Origin of the sequence: Erythrobacter sp. THAF29 (assembly GCF_009363635.1) — a bacterium.
Lineage (GTDB): Bacteria > Pseudomonadota > Alphaproteobacteria > Sphingomonadales > Sphingomonadaceae > Erythrobacter.
In genome coordinates this window covers 1746998-1768232 of record NZ_CP045392.1, presented here as the reverse complement: position 1 = coordinate 1768232, position 21235 = coordinate 1746998, and the positions used below count along the sequence as shown (strand labels likewise).

19 protein-coding genes are annotated in these 21235 nt (G+C 60.6%); 5 read left to right on the top strand and 14 right to left on the bottom strand.

Features of this window, described 5'->3' with window-relative positions; all coding sequences use genetic code 11:
• Positions 1-161 precede the first annotated feature (161 nt).
• From FIU90_RS08540 to FIU90_RS08510, 7 genes are all read right to left on the bottom strand, one after another.
• Positions 162-2411 (bottom strand): DUF11 domain-containing protein, encoded by a 2250-nt coding sequence (locus FIU90_RS08540; RefSeq protein ID WP_234029464.1) that lies wholly within the window; start codon positions 2409-2411, stop codon positions 162-164.
• A complete protein-coding gene (locus FIU90_RS08535) occupies positions 2408-7630 on the bottom strand; it encodes a hypothetical protein (protein WP_234029463.1) in 5223 nt (1740 codons plus the stop codon). Before FIU90_RS08535 ends, FIU90_RS08540 begins: the two co-directional genes overlap by 4 nt.
• A gap of 19 nt (positions 7631-7649) precedes the next feature.
• Entirely contained in the window at positions 7650-8768 is a 1119-nt protein-coding gene (locus FIU90_RS08530) for a DUF11 domain-containing protein (RefSeq protein WP_152434358.1), read from the bottom strand.
• 71 nt (positions 8769-8839) lie between these two features.
• Positions 8840-9346, bottom strand: a complete 507-nt coding sequence (locus tag FIU90_RS08525; protein ID WP_152434357.1) for a hypothetical protein — start codon at positions 9344-9346, stop codon at positions 8840-8842.
• 27 nt (positions 9347-9373) lie between these two features.
• The gene (locus FIU90_RS08520) at positions 9374-10309 is read right to left on the bottom strand and encodes a hypothetical protein (RefSeq protein ID WP_234029462.1); all 936 of its coding nucleotides are present in this window, start codon (positions 10307-10309) and stop codon (positions 9374-9376) included.
• A 906-nt stretch (positions 10310-11215) separates the two neighbouring features.
• Positions 11216-11827, bottom strand: a complete 612-nt coding sequence (locus FIU90_RS08515) for a DUF2231 domain-containing protein (RefSeq protein WP_007163868.1) — start codon at positions 11825-11827, stop codon at positions 11216-11218.
• 233 nt (positions 11828-12060) lie between these two features.
• Positions 12061-12450, bottom strand: coding sequence for a hypothetical protein (locus FIU90_RS08510; RefSeq protein WP_232725746.1), 390 nt, complete (start codon positions 12448-12450; stop codon positions 12061-12063).
• A gap of 223 nt (positions 12451-12673) precedes the next feature.
• Here FIU90_RS08510 and FIU90_RS08505 point away from each other — a divergent pair, with 223 nt between their 5' ends.
• On the top strand, positions 12674-12961 hold the full coding sequence (locus FIU90_RS08505) for a hypothetical protein (protein WP_152434355.1): 288 nt from the start codon (positions 12674-12676) through the stop codon (positions 12959-12961).
• 93 nt (positions 12962-13054) lie between these two features.
• Complete coding sequence (locus FIU90_RS08500) at positions 13055-13495, top strand: hypothetical protein (protein WP_100261321.1); 441 nt, start codon at positions 13055-13057, stop codon at positions 13493-13495.
• A gap of 13 nt (positions 13496-13508) precedes the next feature.
• Here the strand turns inward: FIU90_RS08500 and FIU90_RS08495 are convergent, their stop codons facing one another.
• The 7 genes from FIU90_RS08495 to FIU90_RS08465 all read right to left on the bottom strand — a co-directional run bounded on the left by FIU90_RS08495 (position 13509) and on the right by FIU90_RS08465 (position 19351).
• On the bottom strand, positions 13509-14243 hold the full coding sequence (locus FIU90_RS08495) for a PepSY domain-containing protein (protein ID WP_205763508.1): 735 nt from the start codon (positions 14241-14243) through the stop codon (positions 13509-13511).
• A gap of 20 nt (positions 14244-14263) precedes the next feature.
• The gene (locus FIU90_RS08490) at positions 14264-14749 is read right to left on the bottom strand and encodes a nuclear transport factor 2 family protein (protein WP_086438295.1); all 486 of its coding nucleotides are present in this window, start codon (positions 14747-14749) and stop codon (positions 14264-14266) included.
• Positions 14750-14840: 91 nt separating this feature from the next.
• A complete protein-coding gene (locus tag FIU90_RS08485) occupies positions 14841-16157 on the bottom strand; it encodes a copper resistance protein B (protein ID WP_007163862.1) in 1317 nt (438 codons plus the stop codon).
• Positions 16154-17995 carry a copper resistance system multicopper oxidase gene (locus FIU90_RS08480; protein WP_086438294.1) on the bottom strand — a complete coding sequence of 614 codons (1842 nt, stop codon included), beginning with the start codon at positions 17993-17995 and terminating at the stop codon, positions 16154-16156. The genes FIU90_RS08485 and FIU90_RS08480 overlap by 4 nt, the downstream gene beginning before the upstream one ends.
• A gap of 48 nt (positions 17996-18043) precedes the next feature.
• Positions 18044-18610, bottom strand: a complete 567-nt coding sequence (locus FIU90_RS08475; RefSeq protein ID WP_152434354.1) for an RNA polymerase sigma factor — start codon at positions 18608-18610, stop codon at positions 18044-18046.
• A 6-nt stretch (positions 18611-18616) separates the two neighbouring features.
• A complete protein-coding gene (locus FIU90_RS08470; RefSeq protein WP_152434353.1) occupies positions 18617-19051 on the bottom strand; it encodes a periplasmic heavy metal sensor in 435 nt (144 codons plus the stop codon).
• A 3-nt stretch (positions 19052-19054) separates the two neighbouring features.
• Complete coding sequence (locus FIU90_RS08465; protein ID WP_152434352.1) at positions 19055-19351, bottom strand: hypothetical protein; 297 nt, start codon at positions 19349-19351, stop codon at positions 19055-19057.
• Between the two features lie 149 nt (positions 19352-19500).
• On the opposite strand from FIU90_RS08465, the gene FIU90_RS08460 reads away from it, so the two are divergent.
• Genes FIU90_RS08460 through FIU90_RS08450 form a run of 3 tightly spaced genes read left to right on the top strand, consistent with a single transcriptional unit; the run spans position 19501 to position 20971 of the window.
• On the top strand, positions 19501-20187 hold the full coding sequence (locus tag FIU90_RS08460) for a class I SAM-dependent methyltransferase (RefSeq protein WP_152434351.1): 687 nt from the start codon (positions 19501-19503) through the stop codon (positions 20185-20187).
• The gene (locus FIU90_RS08455) at positions 20184-20651 is read left to right on the top strand and encodes a DUF411 domain-containing protein (protein ID WP_152434350.1); all 468 of its coding nucleotides are present in this window, start codon (positions 20184-20186) and stop codon (positions 20649-20651) included. The genes FIU90_RS08460 and FIU90_RS08455 overlap by 4 nt, the downstream gene beginning before the upstream one ends.
• Before the next feature lie 44 nt (positions 20652-20695).
• Entirely contained in the window at positions 20696-20971 is a 276-nt protein-coding gene (locus FIU90_RS08450; protein ID WP_152434349.1) for a hypothetical protein, read from the top strand.
• The last annotated feature ends 264 nt before the right edge of the window (positions 20972-21235 follow it).

The following is a 21235-nucleotide window of genomic DNA, read 5'->3' as shown; positions in this document are numbered from 1 at the left end:
AGGCTATTCTAGTGAAGTCGTGATCAACTCGCCAGAACAGGCAGTCGTCATCCATTCGCCAATGGACGCAACGACGCGACAGTATACAGGCTGGAAACCGGTTTGGACGTTTGGTGGTGATGAACCCACCGGAACACCACGCCGAGGGCACCCCTCGCCGCCTAATTGACGATGTAGCGCACCGTGAGCGTGAAGGTGCCGCCAGCTGAGAACGCTCCCCCCGGGCGCACGCGGAAATCGGTAATCGCGCTATCGCATCCATCGCCATCCGCGCTGGGCACATAGGAGAAAGTTCCTCCGCCATCATTCGAAAACTCAACGTCATCGGTAGTCGAGGCGAGATTTGTAAAGGAGTAGCTAAGGCCGGAATTGCTTCCGGGGTCACCGAAGATCACTGGACCGCCGCTTCGTCCGAGTAGGCACAACTTCGCATCGGCCGGGCCATCGTCCCTCACTACAACGCTGTCTGCGTCCGCTGCGCCTGAACCGGTGTTCGAAATGGTAATCAGATACTGGACAGTTGCACCAGGAATGGCTTTCGGGTTGCTCGCTCCGCTGACCGGGTCAGCGATGATTGAACTTACCTTAGTGACCGAGATACTTGGCAAAGCCGGTGAGCACAGGCTGATATCGTGGATGGCAATACTCTGATTGCTCGGATTGGCAGGAGCATCGGGACCATTGCCATACTCGATCACGATCGTGTCGATAGGATCGAGGAATGTGATCACCCCAGTTCCATTTGCGGTGGTGTCTCCGGCTCCGGAGATGCCAATCAAGGACGGACCGCTCACAGTGTTCGCCGAACCCGAGGTCAATACGGCATTTACGCGTACGCCGTTCAACAGACCATACGCAGTGATACGGTCTTGGAATGTTCCTGAGCGATCGATGTCGAAGACGGAGAATTGCACACCGGTGAAAGCTTGGGGCAGCGTAACGGTCGTCACTGCTTCCTGATCTCGGGTGTCGTTATTCTGGTTGTAGGCTAGAGCGAGTTCCGCAGGGTTCAGCCCTCCAGACACCGCATTTGTTAATCGTGGAACGTCGCCGCCGAAACTCGCCCTTGAAACGAAATTGCCGTTAGTGACGATGTCGAAGGCGATGGTGCCAAAGCTGGCTAGCGGGTAAGAGTTGCTGAGGCTTCCACCCGGCCAATTCACCGCATCCCAATCGAAGACGCTAACGCCTGCCGGACAAGTTAATGTCGGCGGTATGCCCGGTGGATCGGAGGCGACCGTAAAACTGGAACTCGCAAAGTCGTCTTCGAGCGAATTCCCATTGTTTACGCTCGAATCCGGATCGGGCGCGCTGCTGGCGATCACCTCAGCGCTGTTGGTCACAGTGCTACCGGCCACCGCAGAAATCGTCCCGGCAATATTGATCGTTGCGCTCGCGCCGGGCGCAAGAGTGCCGACGGTCCAGTCACCGGATGCGGGATCGAAGCTGCCGTCACCCGATGCGTTGTCGAACGCGAAGCTTGCTGGAAAAGTGTCGCGCACAACAATTCCGTTCGCAGTCGTTTCCGACGCAGCGTCGTTCGTCACGGTAAGTTGCCAGGTCGCGAATTCTCCTTCGCGCGGTGGTGAGCCGAGCAGTTGTTTCGAAAGCGATAGGTCGGCACTTCTCTGCAGGAATTGCAGATCGGAGATGGTGGAAAACTGCGTTCCGGGATCACCTCCGCCAGCAAGTGTATTGCTGAAATAGGTAATCTGGATTCGCTGCACTGGCGTGTTGCCGAAATCGAAATTGACGTTCCCTGTCGTCTGAGCATTCGACGCATTGGCGATGCCAATCCAGCCATCTACCGTGCCATCATTCGCCTCCTGCACAGCTGAACCGGCAGTCCAGAAGGCGGAGTTTGCACGGGCATTTGAAAACGAGCCTGTGAGATCGTCATCGTAACGGACCTCGACCGCGTCGCGGAAGTTGCCCGTGTCAATATCACTTAGCGAAAACTGGAGATTCCTTACTGCTCGGCTGAGTGTGATCGTCACGACCACGCGATCATTTGGATCATAGGCGCTGTTATCGAAGCTCAACAGGAGCGGCGAAACATTCCCACCCAGTGTGCCGCTGAAATAGCTTACGAAAGTCGGTGAGAACGCTGGTTCGAATGTGCTGGGCGCAACCGACTGGCTGGACCAGGTGATGGTGGCCACTGTACCATCCGAACCTGTAGCCGTAGTGCCGGATGGGAGCGAACCCAGGCTGGCAATGCCTGCATCGGCCCAATCGATATCGGCATTCTGCGCGCTGACCGCGACCGAAGTAATCATAGCAAATGTCATTGCTAAAATACTAAAAATACGCCGTTTAAGTGTGTTATTGATGCCGCATTCGACCATGGCGTTGACATAACGCATCATGGTAAACAGCCCGTTTACGTTCCGAGGGATGGAGCGGCTCATCGCGAACGCCTCCCCAGCCCGAGGAAGCCGAACGTGTCGGCATCGAACTTCATGCGAATAGCCGCGAACACGCCTTCATCGGTGTTTCGGGCTTCGGCGAAATCGCCATCGCGGAAACCTTCGACGTTGTAGCCTATGGTGAGCAGAACTCCGTCGACCGGCACGAAGCCGATACGCGGGCCGTAAGAGAAGCTGGTGACGTCATCGTCGAGATTGGTGCGCACCGTGCCGCTTGCACCGATTTCGACACGGTCGCTGATGCCGATGCGTGCATCCGCGCCTGCGAGAAGCGTCGTGCCGGAGAATTCAGTGCCCTCGATCTTGTCGAAGTTGTAGCGCCCACCGAGGAACAGCGTGTATTCGTCGCGGCGTGTTTCGCTGGCAAGGTCGAAGTCGTCGATGTCGGCGCCGCGCGGCGACCAGTTGGTTGACCAGCTTGCCACCATACGGCGCGAAGTCGCATCGCCATCGACGATAAGCGCGGTACGACCTGCCGCTCCCACCTGACCGGCAACGGCGCCCGCAACCCGGTCGCTGCGATACTCGAGCTTGCCGAGCATCGCGATTTCGGATGCCGCCGGACGGTGCGCGAAAGCGAGGCTCGCATCGAAAATCTCGGTGCTCGCACCGTTCTCGTTCTCGGCACGGGTCCAGGTCGCGCCCGAACCAACGATGCTGCCCTCGCCCAGCTGGCGGATCGCGCCGAAGGTCGCACCTGCGCGATCGGCGTCTTCGCCATCGCGGTATTCGCCGCGAGCGGTGACGCTCCAGCGATTCTTGCGCCAGGCTGCACCGAGCGTAAAGGCGCTGAAGTCCTCGAACAGGTTGGCGCCGGTGATCTGGCCGCCGCTCGCCACAGGCTGGGCGGGATTGACGATATCCGAGACATCAGGCGAGCCACCAATCGTGCGGTTGCCATCAACCGTCGCGTCGATCGTCAGTTCCTTGGTGACTTGCAGCGTTTGCGAAAGGCCGAAGGCGGCGAAGGTGCGGTTGCCAAGTTCGGTAACGCTTTCTTCGCCGAGCGTGGTGACGATACGTGCGCCGTGCCACGGAGCGACCTCGATCCCCGCGCGCAGCTGGCGCGCATCGACCTGATCGCCATTCGCGATCTCGTAGGTGCCGACGAGGCGAACATCATTGGTGACAGCATAGCGAGCGCCGAAGCGGTGGCGGGCGGGCAGGTCTATGCTTTCCGCGTTGTCGAGCGGGACAGCAGCCGCGTAGTTAAGCTCGAGCTTGTTCTCGAACATGCGGAGGGTGGTTCCGCCTTCGAGCACAGTCGAGGTATTTGTCGTCCCGTCGCTGAGGCGATCGTTGAAGTGCGAAATGCCGAGGTGGAGGTCGATTTCCTGCCGGGTCCACGTCACCTGAGTCTGAACCGCGCGGCGGCGTGTATCGTCGGTCAGGCTGTCATCCTGCCAGGTGCTTCCGAGAAGGCTGAGGTGCTCGTTCAGCTTGAGCCGGCCGTCGATGCCGAATTTGCGGCGACCGACCTCGGCGTTGTTCTGCTGGCCGATACCGTAATCGGCATCCACCTGGCGGGCATAGGCGAGCAGGTCGAGCGCTCCCGCCTGGTGCTGTGCCTCGACCAGCCACCCGGTCGCGGTTTCGCCCTCGCGACGGCTTACAGCGAGTTCTCCGCGCAGCTCAGTGGTTTCGCCAAGTTTGGCACGCACATCGAGAGCGCCGATTTCGGTGCGGGCACCCTCGCCTTTATCCGTGATTGCGCTCGCGCCGATACGGATGGCGCCATTCCCGCTCGTCCAGTCGGCGCGCACACCGGCGTTGAATTCTGCACCGCCGAACCCGTCAATTTCATATTCAATTACAATAAATTGTGGATTGAGATTAAAGTCACGACTTAAGACCGGTTCGGCAAAGGTAATTGTGCCCGAAAGAAGATCGATATCGTAATCAATGAAGCGCGTCAGCGTGCGGCTCGACACGATCAGTCCCGAACGGAAGCGGTCGCGCACCTCGATGGTGACGCGCTCGCTGTTGGCGAGAATACGGCGGCTTTCCAGCTGGTAGGGGCCGCTGATGCCCTGCCCCTGGATCTCTTCGCGGCGCAGTCGGCTCGATATCTCTGCAGCAAAGCCCTGAGCTTTGACCTGTCCGAAGCGTGCCTCGCCCTTGAATCCCGTCGCAGTGCGGTTGTAGCGGGCCAGCCGGGTCTGGTCGAAAGCAGTCTCGAAATCGCCGTAGAGCGCGTAGAACGTGGCGGTCTCGACCCGGACGTAGAGCTTTTCGCGGCTCGCAGCGTCGAAACGCCGCAGCGAGCCATCGCCGAAGACCGTGTAGTAGGCCTGCGGATCGATCGTGCCGAGCACGCGCTGGTCTTCGCGCTGCTTGGCGCTGTCATAGGCGATGGTCAGCAGGTACTTCCCGAGCACGCGGCCCTTCGCATACAGCGCGACGCGCGCATCGTCGCCAAGATCGCTGTCGAAACGCCCTGCCCGCTCCATATTGTCAGCGACCGAACGTGCGCCGACGGTACCTTCGACAAGACCGATCACGGTCCATTCGATGTCACCGGGCTCGATCCACGCCTCGAGCTCCTGCCGACGCGCGATTTCGCCGTCGTCGAAAGTGAAGTCGAGCCGCAGCGAGCCGCTGACCATGGTCGGCGCGAGCTCGATGAGCGCGATGCCTTCATCGCCCTTTACGACCCAGCGAGCCGAACTCGCGCCAAGGCCGGTGAGCTGGTTCAGCTGCTGCCGGTCGAGCTGCTCGGCGCTCTGATACGGCGCGTTCAACTGGAAATTGCCCGAAACCCCCTCGCGCAGCGGGCGGTTGTTGCGGTCGAGCACGCGGATCGCAACGACCGGGCGAGTACGCCCATCGGCGACAAGCTTCGAAAGTTCGGGCACCAGCACGACCTTGGTCGGCGTGGTGGTGAAGAACACCTCGCGGGTGAACGTCTTTGTGGGTTCCCCGAAGGAATTGATGACTTCGGCGGTCAGAACCGTGCGTTCGTTCACCAGCGGAACCCCGCGCCAGGTGCTGACGCCGAAGCGGCCGCGCTGCGGGGTCAACGTACCGTCGAAAGCGAGCGGATTGACCGGCTCTCCATCGACAAACAACCTGATCGTCTGGCCGCGACGATGGCGAACGGCAACACGGATAGCCGGAGCACGCGGGTTTTCGGTGACTGTGGGAGACAGGAAGCCGTCTTCCCCGTCACCCAGCGCAAGCCAATCGGTGTTCGGCGCAAGCGCGGTTTCAGGGGCGCTTTCCGAAGCGGAGACGGTTCTCGGCGCTCCAAGGAGTGTGTCCTCGCCGAGGCCCGCGCTGTGAGCCGAGACGAGCTCTTCAAGCGCTACGGCGCTTTCCGGACGCGTTTCAGCGTATTGTTCGACGTCCTCGAGCGCGCCGTCGGGCACGATGGCATGAAAATCGGCAACGACGAGGCTGCCGCCCTGCCCGATGACGAAGCGCGAGCTTGCGCTGCCGGCATTGCGGGTGTCACGGTGGCAGTCGACGAGCTTCGAGCCTTCAGGAAGCGTCATGCGCGATACCTGCACGACATGCGTTCCAGGCACGACACCTTCGAAATGATAACGCCCGTCGGCATCGGTGATGGCGTAGCTGCCATCCTCGAGCATCACCCGGACACCGGGGATTCCTCGGCGCGGATTATCGCGTAAATACAGATCATTACAGGAGCCTTCTGTCACGCGCCCTATGATCGTCATACGGTCCGCAATAGTCTCTCGAGTGATGTCTACGACAGCGCTAGCACGCGCCGTGCGACCGAGACTGTCGGTGACGAAAGCGTCATTGAACGCACGGCCCGGCTGGGCATCGGGGCGAACATTCATCGCGTAGGTAACGCGGCGCGAAGCTCCACCGGCGATGTCACCGAGCGACACCGTGAGGGTGCTGCCATCAGGTGCGATCGAGACGGCGTCTGGTGCTTCAACCCCGTCAACCCGCACACTGTCCGGTCGCAGGCGGAGTTCGCGCGATGAGACGTCAGTAAGGACGACATTGCGTTTCGCACGGCTAGGATCGGCGTTTCTCGTTGTAATCGAATAGAAAACGACATCGCCAGGCTGCGCCTGTTGGCGTGATGCAGTCTTGACGAGGCCGATTTCAGGGCTTGGCCTGTCGAGCGGGATGTCGATCTGAACAGGTGTCGGATCGTCGAGGGCAAATACGCCGCCGAACGACCCTTCCCGGATAACGAATGATCGGCCATCGGGCCGCGTCAGGCGTGCGAGATCCGCCTCGGAAACGACCGAGGGCGCAGTGTATGGGTCGGGCGGCTCGATTACGAGGCGATAGCGACCGAGAAATGTCAGCGGGAACCAGAACTCGCCCGGTCCCATCTGAGTGACGTTTCCAGCGCCATCGGTGATGGCCTGACCAGAAATTACACTTGACGGCCAAGGGGTTACACCATCCTCGGCGAAGACTGTTGCGGGAATCCCCGTCTGGTCATCCACCAAAGTGACGCGCGCGCCGTCGACTGGCTCGCCCGTTTCGCTGTCAAAAACGACGCCGAACGGATCGGCCAGCACTTCGACATCGGTGCTGACGATGATCGTGTTGTCACCGGGGAGAGAAGCCGCGATTTCGATCACGTTCCCGTCGGCAAGGCTCAGACGACAATCGGATTGCACCGGCGCAGGCGGCATTCGCACAGTATCGATCTGGCCGAAGAAGATCCCCGTATTCGGACCAGTTTCGAAGACGGTCAGAACCTCGCGATCTCCGCTCGAAGTCGTAATAACGACGTCGAGCTCGTCGATTGCACCGGGATCGACGTTACCCTCGGCAGAGTTGATTTCGAAAATCAGCAACTGCCCTGCATTCAAAACGCGGGTCTGCTCTGCCAGCACGCTGATCGCATTGCTGGTCGAGCTTGCCTGATTGTTTCCGACCGATGACGCGCTTTGGAACTGGACTTGCGAAGAAGAAGTGCAGACCGGCGCGCCGTAGGTCAGTTCGATTCCGCTGCTAAGAGTCGGGCGAAAGGCGCGAATTTCTGGTGCCGGAGCCCTGACGTCGATCGAAATCTCATTGGAAGCCGTCTGATTGTCGACCCCACCCAGCGTCCATCGCGCTTCTGCCGTATTGGTGATCGTCTTCAGGATCGGCCGCGACGTATCCGGGCCATCCTGCGCGAGCGCCTCTTCTCCAGGCACGGCTAATGGCAGCAGCACTATAAGCAGTGCTGCTGCCACCAACCTGGAGAAGGAGGCTACACGCAAAGTCTAGATCCGTTCGATCTTAGTTGATCGTGACACGGAAATAGAGCGAGCGTGTCGCGCCGGCCGCGATATCGCTCAGATCGCCGATGACCTGGTCTTCACCAAGGTCGCCAGTGCCCGAACTGAACGAAGCGTCACCGCTTACGACACCATCGCTGCCGTCCAGCGCGCAGGTTGCGACCGGTGTAGCGCCAGACGTATCGACTGTGGCGGTACCATCGACGAAGATGCCGAAGGTCGAGTCATAGGTGACGTCGAATGGCAGATCGTCGACCACGTTCACGCCGGTAGCCGTCGCACCCGAAGCGTTGGAAACCGCAATGCAGTACTGAATGACTGCACCCGGGATCGCTTTCGGGTTGGTCGTGTTGTTGACCGGATCGCTGATGATCAGGCTCGATTTGACGACCGAGACGTTCGCGCCCGACACGAGGTAGGTGCCCTCGTCCGAGAACGCGCCGTCATTGTCGGCTTCTTCACCGGTTCCGCCATTGCCATCGGCAAGAACGGTATCGACTCCGGCGGTGTTCGCACCGGCGGTCGCGGTGATCTCCGCACCGAGCGAACCGACCGATCCGCTTTCGTGCGCGTCAGCGACAAGCGCGACGTCGAAAGAGTCGGTGTCGACAGCATCGATCGAGATGTCCGAAACAACGAGAACGGAAATCGTCTCCGTACCAGTCCCGTCATCCGCCGCGACTTCGTCGAGGAAGGTGATCGGACCAGCGGAAAGTTCGGCCCCGCTCAGCACGCCATCCCCATCAGAATCGAGATAAATCTCGATATTACTGATGTTTGCAGCGGCGCCGGCAGTCAGGGTCGCCGTGAGGTCGAGGTCGACCACAGCATTCGACAGGTTTGTAATATCGAACGCCAGAACGGCATTCTGCTCGTTCGGAGACACCGAAACCGGCGTCGCGCCGGTGAAGTTCACATTCACGTCAATCTTGCGGTCGACGGTGAAAGTATCGCTATCGGTGACCGCGGTCTGGTCGACACCGCCGACCTGATACGTGACAGTCACGTTGTTGGTTATTGAATCCCCGGCGGTGGTCCCTTGGGCCATCGCTGGAGCGCTGGTCATTGCAATGAGCGCTATCGAACTCACCGCACCCAGCATCTGGGTACTTGTTTTCATTGGCTTTTTCCTCTGCGTGTGCCCCGCGCCCCTCAAACCGCCCGCAGGACCTGGCGGTTACCGTCCGCCTCTCAGCGGATGATTGCTGGATATTCGAGCCGTCCGCTTTCGCCCGGCGCAATTGTCGCGAGCGTCCAACGGACGTGAGTGACATCGGCGTGGCTTGCCGGACGGCTCGAGCCGTCTTCCTCCGTCACCGAAAGTGCCGAGACAGTCCCCCAGGTCTTCGCGCCGTCGACCGAAACCACGAGTTCGGGGTCGGCGTCGGGTGCAAGACGCACCGCCGAAGGCAGCGGATTGGTGACGACGAAGTCGGTCACGGTCTCGCTGCTCGTATTGGCGTAGTCGGTTCCGAAGATCAGGCGATCGCCGGGAACAATCAGGTCCGGCTCGACCAGTGCGGTGCGTTCCGCACCGGTATCGTCGGTCACGGTCTTGACCGCTTTCACATCGCCCGCGAGCTTCACCGCATTTTGTGGCACAGCGACATCGCTGAGCGAGTCTTCCTGCGCTGCGAGCGGTGTCGAGACCACTCCAAGTGTGCATGCCATTGCGACCAATTTCAGCATGTTTTTCATTATCTTATTCCCCAACTTCAAATCTTGTCAGTCAATCGTCACATCGAATGTGACCGTGTGCGTCGTGCCTCCTGCAACCGTGCCGAGGTCTACGCTGATGCCGTCGGCCTGAGAGGCAGATCCGGCATCCGTATCCGCCGCATCGCTCAGCGCGGCGGCATCGAGTTCAAGCGTATCGGCGGCATAAGTCGTGCCCGCCGGGATCGCGTCGGTCACGACCAGGTCATCGATCGAGCCGCTGCCCGAAACTTGCGCGACAATGGTGAAGGTGACGACCGAGCCGGGTACCGCGCTTGTTCCGCCGAATGGATCGAGGATGGTGGCCGACTTCGTCAGGTCGACCGTCGTGATCCCGACGATGAGCGAGCCGGTTGCAGCCGCATCGGCACCGGTCGTTCCGACGATCGCGTCGCCGCCGTTCACCCCGGTCCCGGCAAATACAGTTCCAGGCGCGCCGATGCCCGTTACGGCCTCGGCGATCAGTTCGACATCGCTGCGCTGCCCGTCGGAAGCACTTGCGGGGACCGAAACGACGACGAAAACCGTAATCGCCTCGTCCGCGGCCAGTTCGGCGGTGGTCTCGGGCGCGGTCAGGATCTGGTCAACGCCGGGATCGTAAACCCCGTTGCCATTTGTATCGACTGCAATCGCATCGACCTGCGAGTCGAAATCATTGCCCGCAACTGCAGGATTAGTCGAAAGTTCAAAGGCTTCCGGACCATTTCCGGTGTTGGTCAGCTCGAAGGTGAGAACGGCCGTGCCAGGTGCTGCGCCGACGGGGCCGGAATCGAGCGATGTCACGGTGACATCAAGCAATTCATCGACCCGCAGGGTCACGGTGTTGGACGTAATCGTCGTCGGGCCACTGCCATCGTCGTAGGTGGCTGTAGCGGTGTTCTCGATCAGTGTGCCAGCATCGACGCCCTCGGCAAGAGCCGGGGCCGACAGGCTGGCAAGCGACAAGACTAACGCGGCGTTTAAAGGCGAGTATGTATTCATACTCAGCGCGTCTATCTGAAAGTCGTAAACACCGAATTAAGCACTGTGATCCCGGACGTGCTTGTCCTGAGCTCTCTGGTTAGCCGCAGTTAACCGCGAAAGTTTGCGATATGATTTAGCAAAGTGGTTTGCCCCGGACTTTGCGCTCAGCAAGATTCGATCCGCTGCCATGACGCGCACGGATATCGGCCGGGAGCCAGCCAGGCAGCCGGAAGACTGAAATCTTGTTTGAAGGACATGAATGGTAGCGGAGGAGGGAAATATAGAGAGCATATAACGTGCTGATTTACCTAATAAACTTTTTGAGTCGTCTTGCAAATACCCCCATCAATACCCCCAAAATCGGACAGATGAGATAAAGCGCCTTTGGCAAACGACGACTTGTTATTCGTAGTGACTGGTAAAACGAGCGTCGGCCGTTTTTGGGCCGATCAGAAGGCGAAACGCCAGGTCACGATCCATGCGCCTGATCGGACATCGAGGGCATGTCATGGTCGGGCATGGATGGCATATAGTGGCCCGCATGAGGATCGGGTGTGTTGCTAGGCTGGGCATTCACCGGCGGGGGAGTGGCCGCAGGGGACGACGCTACTACCGGAGTGCTCGCCGGTCGGTCTGGTTGCCTACCGGCAGTCGCAGCTTCACCCGACCGGTTCGTGTTGGCCTCTCCAGCGGGAAAGGCTGCGTTGTCTCTTTCGCCTTCGCCAGCACCTGTGCTCTCGGTCGGCGGGGCCGTATACAGTGGCAAGGCTTCAGCTTCTGATGAAGTGTCCTGCGTCTGATCACAGGCAGCGAGCCCTAGCCCCAATGCCGCCGCAGCAAGGGGGGCAACAAACGCGTTCCGATTTGATCTGCGCATCATTCTATCCTTCAAAGCCAGGAGATACCAAGATGATTGGCACCGTGCGCAAGCTCGCCGCCCAGAAATCCCTGCACCAGCACTAGAGCGGCCATGGCAAAGATTGCGGCGCGAAACGCGGTCCGGCTCGCGGAAGCACGGCTCGCCAGATAGGCCATCGCCAGACCGAGAACCGCGATCAGCATTCCGTTCCAGCGATGAACCTGCATCGCAGTATCTCCGCCGAACCAGAGACCGGTATGGATCCAACCGAATATGGCCGCCACGACCGCCCCGGCGGCACCGCCATAAACAAGTACGCGCACTGCCGACTCTAGGCCTGTGCCCTTCCGTGCGATGACGAATAGCTCGGTGAGAGCGGCCATAAAGAACAAGGCGATCGGAAAGTGTACGGTGGCGGGATGCAGCGACTTGAGCACACCGACCACGCCCTTGTCGCCTTCGTCTGCATCTTGTCCCTTCGCCCCGTCATGATCAGCAGCCGTGTCGCCGTGCCCCTGCGCAGCCTGGATATCTTTTGACGCCGCATCGGAGACGACAGCACTGGCCGCTTCGCCATGTTCCTCGTCGCCATGGGCCTGGGCCGGACTTATCCAGAGCAGACTGGCGGCCACAATAGCCATGAATTGTATTCGTTTCATTCTCTACGGGCTCCGGTCTTGGCGATGGTCGTGCAACCTATTGTGTCTGTAATGCTCTGCGAACCTTCATCTCTTGCGGTGATAGAGCGCGGCGATCGTCGACGCGTGAGGGTTCAAATTTTACTCACGAGATGGTCGGACCTCCTGCCTTGCACCGCGCCCTGGTAAGAGTGTGGCCAGGCTCAGGCACAAAGCGAGAGCCCGGCCACCGCCTCCTAATCGTCTTGCGCCATGTTCTCGTGAGCCGCCATCTGCTCCATCATGTCATGCATCATCATCATGTGCTGGTGACAGGCCGCCATCATATCGGCGTTGTCCCCCTGCATCATGCCCGCCATGTGTTCCTGCATTTTTGCACGATGTTCGGCCATAAGCCTTTGGCGTTCGGCAGGATCGCTCGCCGCGTGGGCCTGCTGCATCAGCGCGCGCATTTCAGCCATCTTCTCGCGGTGGGCCGTCATGGCCGCCGAATCCTGCATCATATGGCCAGCGTGTGACTGCTGCTGCGCCGCCGCTTGATCCCCGTGGTCATGCTGTTGCCGGGCCATTGCCGGGGTGGTTGCCAGGCCGGTGGCGAGCGCGAAAGCTAGAACTGTCAGTTTCATGGTCGATTTCCTTTCGTCGGTCTTGCGGTGGATGCTGTGTGCAGTCATCCTCTTTACGCAGCCGCCATCTCTTCCCCTCAAACAATCCGCAGCAGCGGTGGGGCTGGTGGGCCGAAGCACGGCCGGTTGCAGCGGTGCTGTTTTTCGGCCACCTTTTTGAGAGAAGCCGATAACGACGAATGGGGAGTATCATGGTGCCAGCAGAGCCGTCGGAGAAGCAGTCGTGAGCACGGTCAATGAGAACGGCAGCTGGGATATCCCGGAGCCCGATCATGCCGATCTGGTGCAAATGCGCATTCGCCTCATTACTCTCGAGAACATAGTTCTTGGCCTTTTGTCCGGGGCGAGCGATGAACAGATCGAACAGATTAGGAAACGTGCGGACATGATCGAACCGCGCCCCGATGCGAGCCGGCACCCGCTTACCGAACTGGCAGCAGGTGACATGCGGAAATTTCTCAAACGCGCTGCTCGCATGGCCGAGTCGGAGGGCCGCGAAAATCGTGACTGATCCGGGCTTTGGGGCAGCGAAGGCGCTATGCAGGAAGTGGAAATCCGGCCGCTTGCTATTTGCTGGCGCAGATTTTTCGGGCGTACCTGCAACATGACCAGAACCCATTGGCTGATCCTTATTTGCGGGAGCCTGATCGCGTTCGTCTGGGAGATTTTCCAGATGCCATTCTTCGAACCGGGTGATCTCGAACCCTTCGAGCGGACCATTCGCTGCGGCATTGCAAGCCTGGGCGATGGCGTGATCCTGCTGACAGCTTATAGCCTTGCAGGATTACGTGGCGGGCACGCGTGGCTCTGGCAAGCCGCCAAAATGCCCTATGCGATCTATTTCGGCTTCGGGCTTGTCGTCGCGATCGCCGTCGAAATGATCGCCACATCGCTTCCGGCAAACAGTTTCCTGAGCTGGCGCTACAGCGAGTTGATGCCGCAAGAGCCAGTGACGGGACTGGCGCTGATCCCGATCGCGATGTGGACGATCGTGCCCGCGCTAACGATCCTTCTGGTCCGCTTTGCCCGAGCCGAACCTGATTAAACTGGGAGCGGCTTCAGGGGGCATTCGGCACATGTTTCGCCCGCCGCCTGATCCTGGGAAACCGGTTGGCAAGCAGGACAAAGCCCGAAACCGCGATGATTGTCCCGCCGATCCCGAACAGTAGCAGCCACCAGCTGTTGATGCGGTCGCGCTGCGTCCAGTCCATGATATGCAGCCCCCAGATAAAATCGAACAGACGCCAGGTGTCGCTGCGGGCAGCGAGCACCGAGCCGCTCGATGCATCGATGTAGACGCGGGTATTGTCCTCATCGCCATAGGTAATCTGCCACGCGGGGAACGGACCCCGGAATTCGGTCCCGACAGCACCTTCGATGAGGCGCGTGGTCGCTATGGTGGTTGGTGGCCCCGTCCAAGCATGGCGAGCGATGGCCTGTGCGCTCGCGCTCGAAAGAGGCGAAAGGAGAGCGCCGCTGTTCGGGTCGCGGAGCGTGACGCTTCCATCGTCCCGACGGATCTCGGTTACTGTCCTGCCGCCGACCGCGCGCGTCGCAAGGGAAACCACCCCCTCCCTGCTATCGAGCCACTCGGGCATGGCAGCATTAGCGGGCAGAACCTCCGGTGCGCGCGAAACGACATGTTCGGACCGGACCTCTTCGATGTCGAGGAACGACATCAGCGCCCCGGTGGCCATCCATAGAAGCACCTGGACGCCGACAAAGACTGCCAGCCATTTGTGAAGCTTGCTGCCCAGCACATGCAGACGCAGCTTGAAAGAGCGTGTCGCCAATCGGTGTTCCCCCGATCAAATCAGTTGTTACGCGGCGCTCGTGACGACGAATGGTACTGAACGATCTTCCAGCCATCCGCATCATGGGCAAGCACCGAGGTCGCAACGCCTTCGCGGTCGATCACGCGGCCGTCGGCCAGTTCGATCCGATAGGTGTACGATTCGCGGCCATACGCCATATGTCCCATCCGGGTGACTGCGAGCGTCGGTTCGCCGAAGGTGAAGCTGGTTATTGCATCGAGTTCCGGTCCCAGGTGATGCTCCATGTAATACGTGAAGCTGCCTTCCGCCTTGCCGTTTTCGTAAACGAAGGATTCCTCGGCAAACAGCGCGGCCATGGCCTCTGCATCGCGCGACGTCAGGGCATCCCGATATGATGTCAGAACCGCCTCGGCTTCCGCAACGTCATCATTCATCGCATCCATATGCTCGGCGTGGTTCATGCCCTGCTCCGTATGGTCCATCTGCGTCGAAGCCGTAGGGTCCGAGTGCGCGGAATGATCCATGGATTGTGCCAGGGCGGGAGTGCCGCCTGCAGCCAAGGCCAGGGCGACCGCGCTTAGAGATAGTCTTATCCTCATTGTATATTTCCTTCTCTTAAAACCAGAATCGCATGCCCACGACGTAATTCGTCACGCTAGGGTCTTCCCCTGCGGCGCGTGCAAAATCGGCACTCTGACCGATCCGCCACTCCTGGGAGACGCCGACATAGGGCGCGAATTCGCGTGCGAACTCGTAGCGAAGACGCAGACCTGCCTCGATCCGGTCGAGGCCAGCGCCAATGCCGAGTTCGGGAATATCCTGAGCCGAAAGAGCGATTTCGGCTCGCGGCTGGAGGATCAGCCGCTGCGTGATGCGCTGATCAAGCTCGCCCTCGAAGCGCGCGGTTACATCACCCTTGTTCGATACGAACGCTGCAACGTCGACCTCGAACTGGTAGGGAGCAATGCCCTGTATGCCAATGACAGCATGGGTGCGCTCGGGTCCTGTTAAATCCTGGCGCACACCTGTCTGTAGGTCGAAAAAGGGAGCGATCGCCCGGCTCCAGAGTGCCTGGACTTCGGCTCCCTCGACAGGCTCACCGAAGCTGCCTTCGCCCTCGGATTTGAACCAGAACTTGTCGATATCACCACCATAATAGCCCTGGATGTCCCAAAGATATCCATCCACTCCCTCGCGGGCGCGGTATTCGAGCCGGTCGCCCTGAAACCAGAAGCGCATCCCGCCGTCGGTCTCGCGGACAAGTTCGCGCCGCGCTTCGTTCATGGCTTCCTCGCCCCAGATCGCGACCGCCGCGCGCGCGGGACCGCTCCCGGCTTCGGGAGGAGGCGGCAGCAGCGGGATATCGTCGTTCGAGCCCATCTGCATCGCCGAATGGTCCATGCCCTGCATATCCTGCGATCCCGTCTGCCCATGGTTCATCTGGCTGTGATCCATCTGCCCATGGTCCATCGACGAGTTGCTGGCTTCCGCCTGACCCATGTCGCCTTGGTTCATCTGCGAATGATCCATCGCGCCTTCGGCAGGCGTGCCATGCGGCATCGAGCCATGATCCATTCCTTCATGACTCCCGGGTGTAGTCTCCGGACGGGCAGCGTCCATCGGCATTGCCATGCCCGAATGACCATCCTGAGCGGTCGTCGAACCATGAGACATAGTCGAATGGTCCATCGTCGAATGATCCATGGCAACTTCAGGCTGGGCCACTGGTTCGCAAGCTCCTTCGGCTACCGGGTGCCCCATCGCGCGATGGCGCTGGGCTTCTTCTTCGCACTTTGTCTTGGCGTCAGCCTGCGCCTCGGCGCTCTGCTGCGGCTCCGCGGGCGAATGACCGGCATGCTGCGCCGCAGCGGGGGAGGCGAGAACTGAGCCGACTGCGATCGATGCGAGCAGGCTGGTAATACGAATCTTCATGCTTCGCTCCCATCGGGATTGGCGACAGTGACGATCTGAAACATCCCGGCATGCATGTGGTAGAGAAGGTGGCAGTGGAAGGCCCAGTCGCCCGGCTCGTCCGCCGTCAGGTCGAACTGCGCGCTGCCGCCCGGCTGCACGTTAACCGTGTGCTTGAGCGGCTGACGATCGGCAGGTGCGCCGTTAACCAGTTCGAAGAAGTGCCCATGCAAGTGGATCGGGTGCGCCATCATCGTGTTGTTTATCAATTTGACACGCACGCGTTCGTTATAGGCAAAGCGGATCGGCTCGTCGGAGACGGCGGAGAACTTCTTGCCGTCGAACGACCACATATAGCGTTCCATGTTCCCGGTGAGATGGATTTCCATCCGCCGCGAGGGAGTCCGCCCCTCCTGATGAGGTGTCAGCGAGCGGAGCTTGCGATAGTCGAGGGTGCGGTGGGGGACATCGGCAAGGCCGATGCCGGGGTCGCCCATACGGTCGACCGGGTTCATCGAGACCATGTCGAGACCGGGCCCGACCTTCACGTCGGGAGGCAGGAGCGATGTATCGCGCATCTGCATACCTCCCGCCATGCCAGCCATCTCCGCCGAACCGCCATCCATACCGGACATCCCATCCGCGCCAGCCGCTCCGCTCGATCCGTGGTCCATTCCGGCCATACCGCCGGCGCCATGATCCATGCCGGTCATACCGGCATCGTTGCTGCCAGCCCCGTGGTCCATACCGCTCATGCCCATATCAGCCATGGTCAGAAGCGGGGGATCGCGCAGCGGCGGAATGGCCGCGCGCGCGCCAGGCGCGCTCGCAAGCGTTGCGATCCCCATTCCGGACCTATCCACCGACTCGGCCACCAATGTGTACGCCTGCTGCTCACCCGGCGTCACGACGACGTCGTAGGTCTCCGCGACGCCGATCTGGAACTCGTCCACTTCGACCGGCTCGACGTTCTGCCCGTCGGCTTGAACGACGGTCATCGGCAGGCCTGGAATGCGGATATTGAAGAAGGTCATGGCCCCGGCATTGATGAAGCGCAGCCGCACGCGCTCGCCCGGACGGAAGAGATATTCCAGATTGTCGAGCGGGCCATGACCGTTCAGCAGGTAAGTGTAGGCTGGGGCCGACACATCGCTAAGGTCGGTCGGCATCATACGCATTCTCGCCCACATCCGGCGATCCTCGCCCGAAAGCGGATAGTCGTCGGTCCAGGTATTCATGTTGTAGTTGAAGTAGCCTTCGCCCTTCTTGAGCTTGTCGAAAATCGTGTGGGGCGACATTTCGCTGAATTCGCTGAGCACCACGATATATTCGCGGTCCGCCTGGACCGGATCGGGTCCAGCCGGATCCACCACAATGGCGCCGTAATGCCCGGCCTGTTCCTGCAGGCCGCTATGCGAGTGCCACCAGTAGGTGCCCGACTGGCGCACCGGGAATTCAGCGGTGAAGGTCTCTCCGGGCTTGACGCCGGGGAAGCTTACACCTGGCACCCCGTCGAGTTCGAATGGCACGAGCAGCCCGTGCCAGTGGATCGAGGTGTCTTCCTCGAGCTGGTTATGGACGTTCAATCGGACGGTCGTGCCTTCCTTCAAACGCAACAACGGGCCGGGGATCGTGCCGTTGACGGCGATGGCGCCGCCGCGTCTGTTGCCGGTTGCAAAGGCAGACCGCGCGACAGTGAGGTCGATATTCGGCCCGGATACTTCATCCAGCCCTTTGCGGGCGTTTCCTGCAAGGATGTCCGCGCCGCGCGCCCAGGCCGGCATGGCACCGGAGAGACCAAGCAGGCCCAGCCCGCTAGCACTTGTTCCAAGGAATCTTCGGCGATTGAGGGCAGGCATAGGGGGCTCCTGAAAATGCGTATACCGTCACATACGCGGTCAGCTGCCCTACCCCTCAAACTTTTCGAACCGCTCCTTCAGCCGGTTGCGCGCACGATAGATGCGCGTCTCGACGGCCTTCTCCGTGGTGCCGAGCAGCTCGGCAGCCTCGGCCTGGCTGTACCCCTCGACAGTGACCAGCACGAGCGCCTCTTGCAGCCGCACCGGCAAGCGCCCGATTTCGACCTGGACCAGCCGCAGCTGTTCGCGGGCTCCGGCAACATTTTCGGGATTAGGGGCATCGTCGGCAACGGCGTCGGCTTCCCGGCCGCTCGGCAAGCCAAGGAAGCCCGCAACTTTCCTCCGGCGAAGCTTGTCGCGGCACTTGTTGAGAACGATTGTCGTCAAATAGGGACCGATGGGCTTGCTCGGGTCGAGGCGATGCCGTGTCAGCCAGACCGAAGCGAGACCGTCCTGGACGACATCTTCGGCCTGCGATGGTGAACCCAGCATACGCGTGGCAAGCGCGATCAACCGGGCGATCTCGCTCTCGACGAGAGCTGTGAACGCCCGCTTGTCACCGGCTATCGCCCGCCCGATCAGAGCTTCATCCGAAGTGTCATCCACCGCTGCCAAGGCTGATCAGTCACGCGGATCGCGCGTGAGGGCCGCGGACACTTTCCGGTCGAACTGGAGCTGCTGATCGGGATCGAGAATTTCCCGCATGTCGAAGACGTGGCGCACGGTCGCTTTTTGCAGATCGCCCATGCGCGCATGCACCTCGTCGATCGCGGCACTGACTTCGGGCCCGTATTCGTGCTCGGTTTCCATTGCCTGGGCGAGCTGGGCGTTGGCTGCGCGCGCAGAGGCTTCGAGCCTTGCCTGTTCTACCGCGAAACGCGCTTCGAGCGCATCGAGCCGCTGCTCCTGGTCAGCCGTGAGCGACAGCTCATCGTGCACGAACTGGTGCAGGCCGCCCTCGGCATCGTTGTTGGCCCAGCGATCGGCGGCAAGCGCTCCTAGGCATCCGGCGAGCGCCGCCAGCAGGACCGCAAGGACAAGGTGAAACTTCTTCAACGCCTATGATCCCACATGAAGCAAAGCAGCGGGTGACAGGGATTCTCCGCCAACGAGGCTCTCGCCAACAATTTCTGTAGGAGCGCCATATTCGGAAGGCCATCCGCTGGTCCCTGCGCCAGCTGCCAGCCCGACGACAAACAGACCGGCGAACAAGGCCATTCTGCGTCGCTGATCGACAATTTCGCCAAGCTGTCCCGCGCGCTGCCAGACGCCGTTCATGAAGTCGGGCGGCACGTCGCCAGCCTTCTGCGAGGCCATGGTGCCGAGCATCGCATCGAGTGTCTGATTGTCACGCATCCCTTGCTCCTGTCGGTTGCACGGTTCCTATACGCGACACTTCGCGCAAACCCTCAAGTTTCTTTTTTGAGGGCTGCGGGTTGGCGACGCGTAAGAGGAGATATCTGTAGCAACAGCGGTATGTACCAGCGTCGAATGGGAGCCATGGCATGAAAAGCGCGGCAGTTCCGTCAAAAGAACGCGAGTTCACTCCGCCGCTGGGCAAAAGCTGGCTCACGCCGTTCTATGACCGCGCGATCGCAGTCTTTACGCGCGAGAGCCGGTGGCGCCGCGCGATCGTCGAAGAGGCCGTATTGGTGCCGGGCGACAAGGTCATCGATGTCGGGTGCGGCACCGGGACCTTGCTCAGGGCGCTGATGGCCAGCTGTCCCGAAGCCGGCTTCATCGGCGTTGAGCCAGACCCCGCCGCGCTGGCGATCGCGCAGCGCAAGTTCGGTGCCGGAGTCGATATGGTCCGGTGGCACAACGGCTTTCTTGACAGTCTCGAGCTTTCCGACGGCTGGCAACCAGATAAGATCGTCAGCAGTCTCGTCCTTCACCAGGTGCCCGTTTCGCAAAAACGCGCGATCCTCGAGCAGATCGAGAACCTGCTGGCCCCCGGGGGCATGGCGCTGATTGCCGACTATATGGGGCAGGATGCTCCAGTCATGCGCGCGCTGTTCCGTTCGAGCGTTCAGCTTCTCGACGGCGTGAAGGACACCCAGCCGAGCGCCGACGGAGCCGTCGAGAAATTGCTCGCCGAGATTTTCGCGGACGCCGAATTGCTCGATCGTATCCATACCGCGACCGGAACCATTTCTCTCTGGCGCGGCATCAAGAAAGGCAATGTCCAATGAACCTCACGAAAGATTCGAGACCGCTACGCCGTTCGCTGGCGGCCTCGCTCCTCCTCGCCCTTGCAGCCTGCTCGAATGCAGCGCAGGCCGCGACCTACACCATGTTCCGCGACGCAGGATGCGGCTGCTGTCTCAGCTGGGCCGGTCACGTCGAACATGGGCTCGAAGCAGAGGTCGCCTCGGTCGACACCGACGACATGGCTGCGCTCAAGACAGCCAGGGGTGTGCCACAGGATCTGTGGTCGTGTCACACGATGGAAGTCGATGGCTATATCATCGAAGGCCACGTGCCGGCCGATGCCGTCGCGAAGCTATTGCGCGAACGCCCCGAAGGCGTGGCAGGCCTGGCTGTGCCCGGAATGCCGCTTGGCTCGCCCGGAATGGAAGTCGGAGAGCAGGTGCAGCCCTATGATGTCATCGCCTTCGGCTCAGGCGGGCAGCGCGTTTTCGCATCCTACCCGTGACCATGGACAAGCCATCTCAGCGCCAACTCTAACGGAGGACCATCATGTCAGACTATTCGGTCAAAACCTCAATACTGATATGGGGCTGGACACTCAGCCTCTTCCTGCTTTTCAGCTACCTGATCTGCATCGGTTTCGGCCTGCTCGCGCCCGAACAGGCGCACATGCACGAAGCGTGGGCGCCGCTGCTTCCCGGGTTCGAATGGCTGACCATCTCGGGCTTTCTGGCAGGCGCTCTCGGCAGCTTTCTGTACGGTTGGTACATCGCGGTCATTGGGGTGCCACTGCTGCGATTTTTCCGTAACCGGTTCAGGACGTAGTAAATCGGCGGCGATGGACGCGTGCCTTGATACTCGCCGAGCATTTTCAGCTGCGCAAGCAGTCCGCTTTGGGCCGCAATTTGCTCGAGCGCCCCGAGCAAAACGCAACCCTCCGGATTTGTCCTGAAATATTTTTGAGGGATGAGCCCCGGCTGAACGTACTGTCCGGCATGATCTTTCTTGAACGGGAGACCATCGACAGGGGAAAGTCTTGCAAGACCATGAGCACGAGAATCAAAGCGAAACGGCTGGCTCGATAACCCT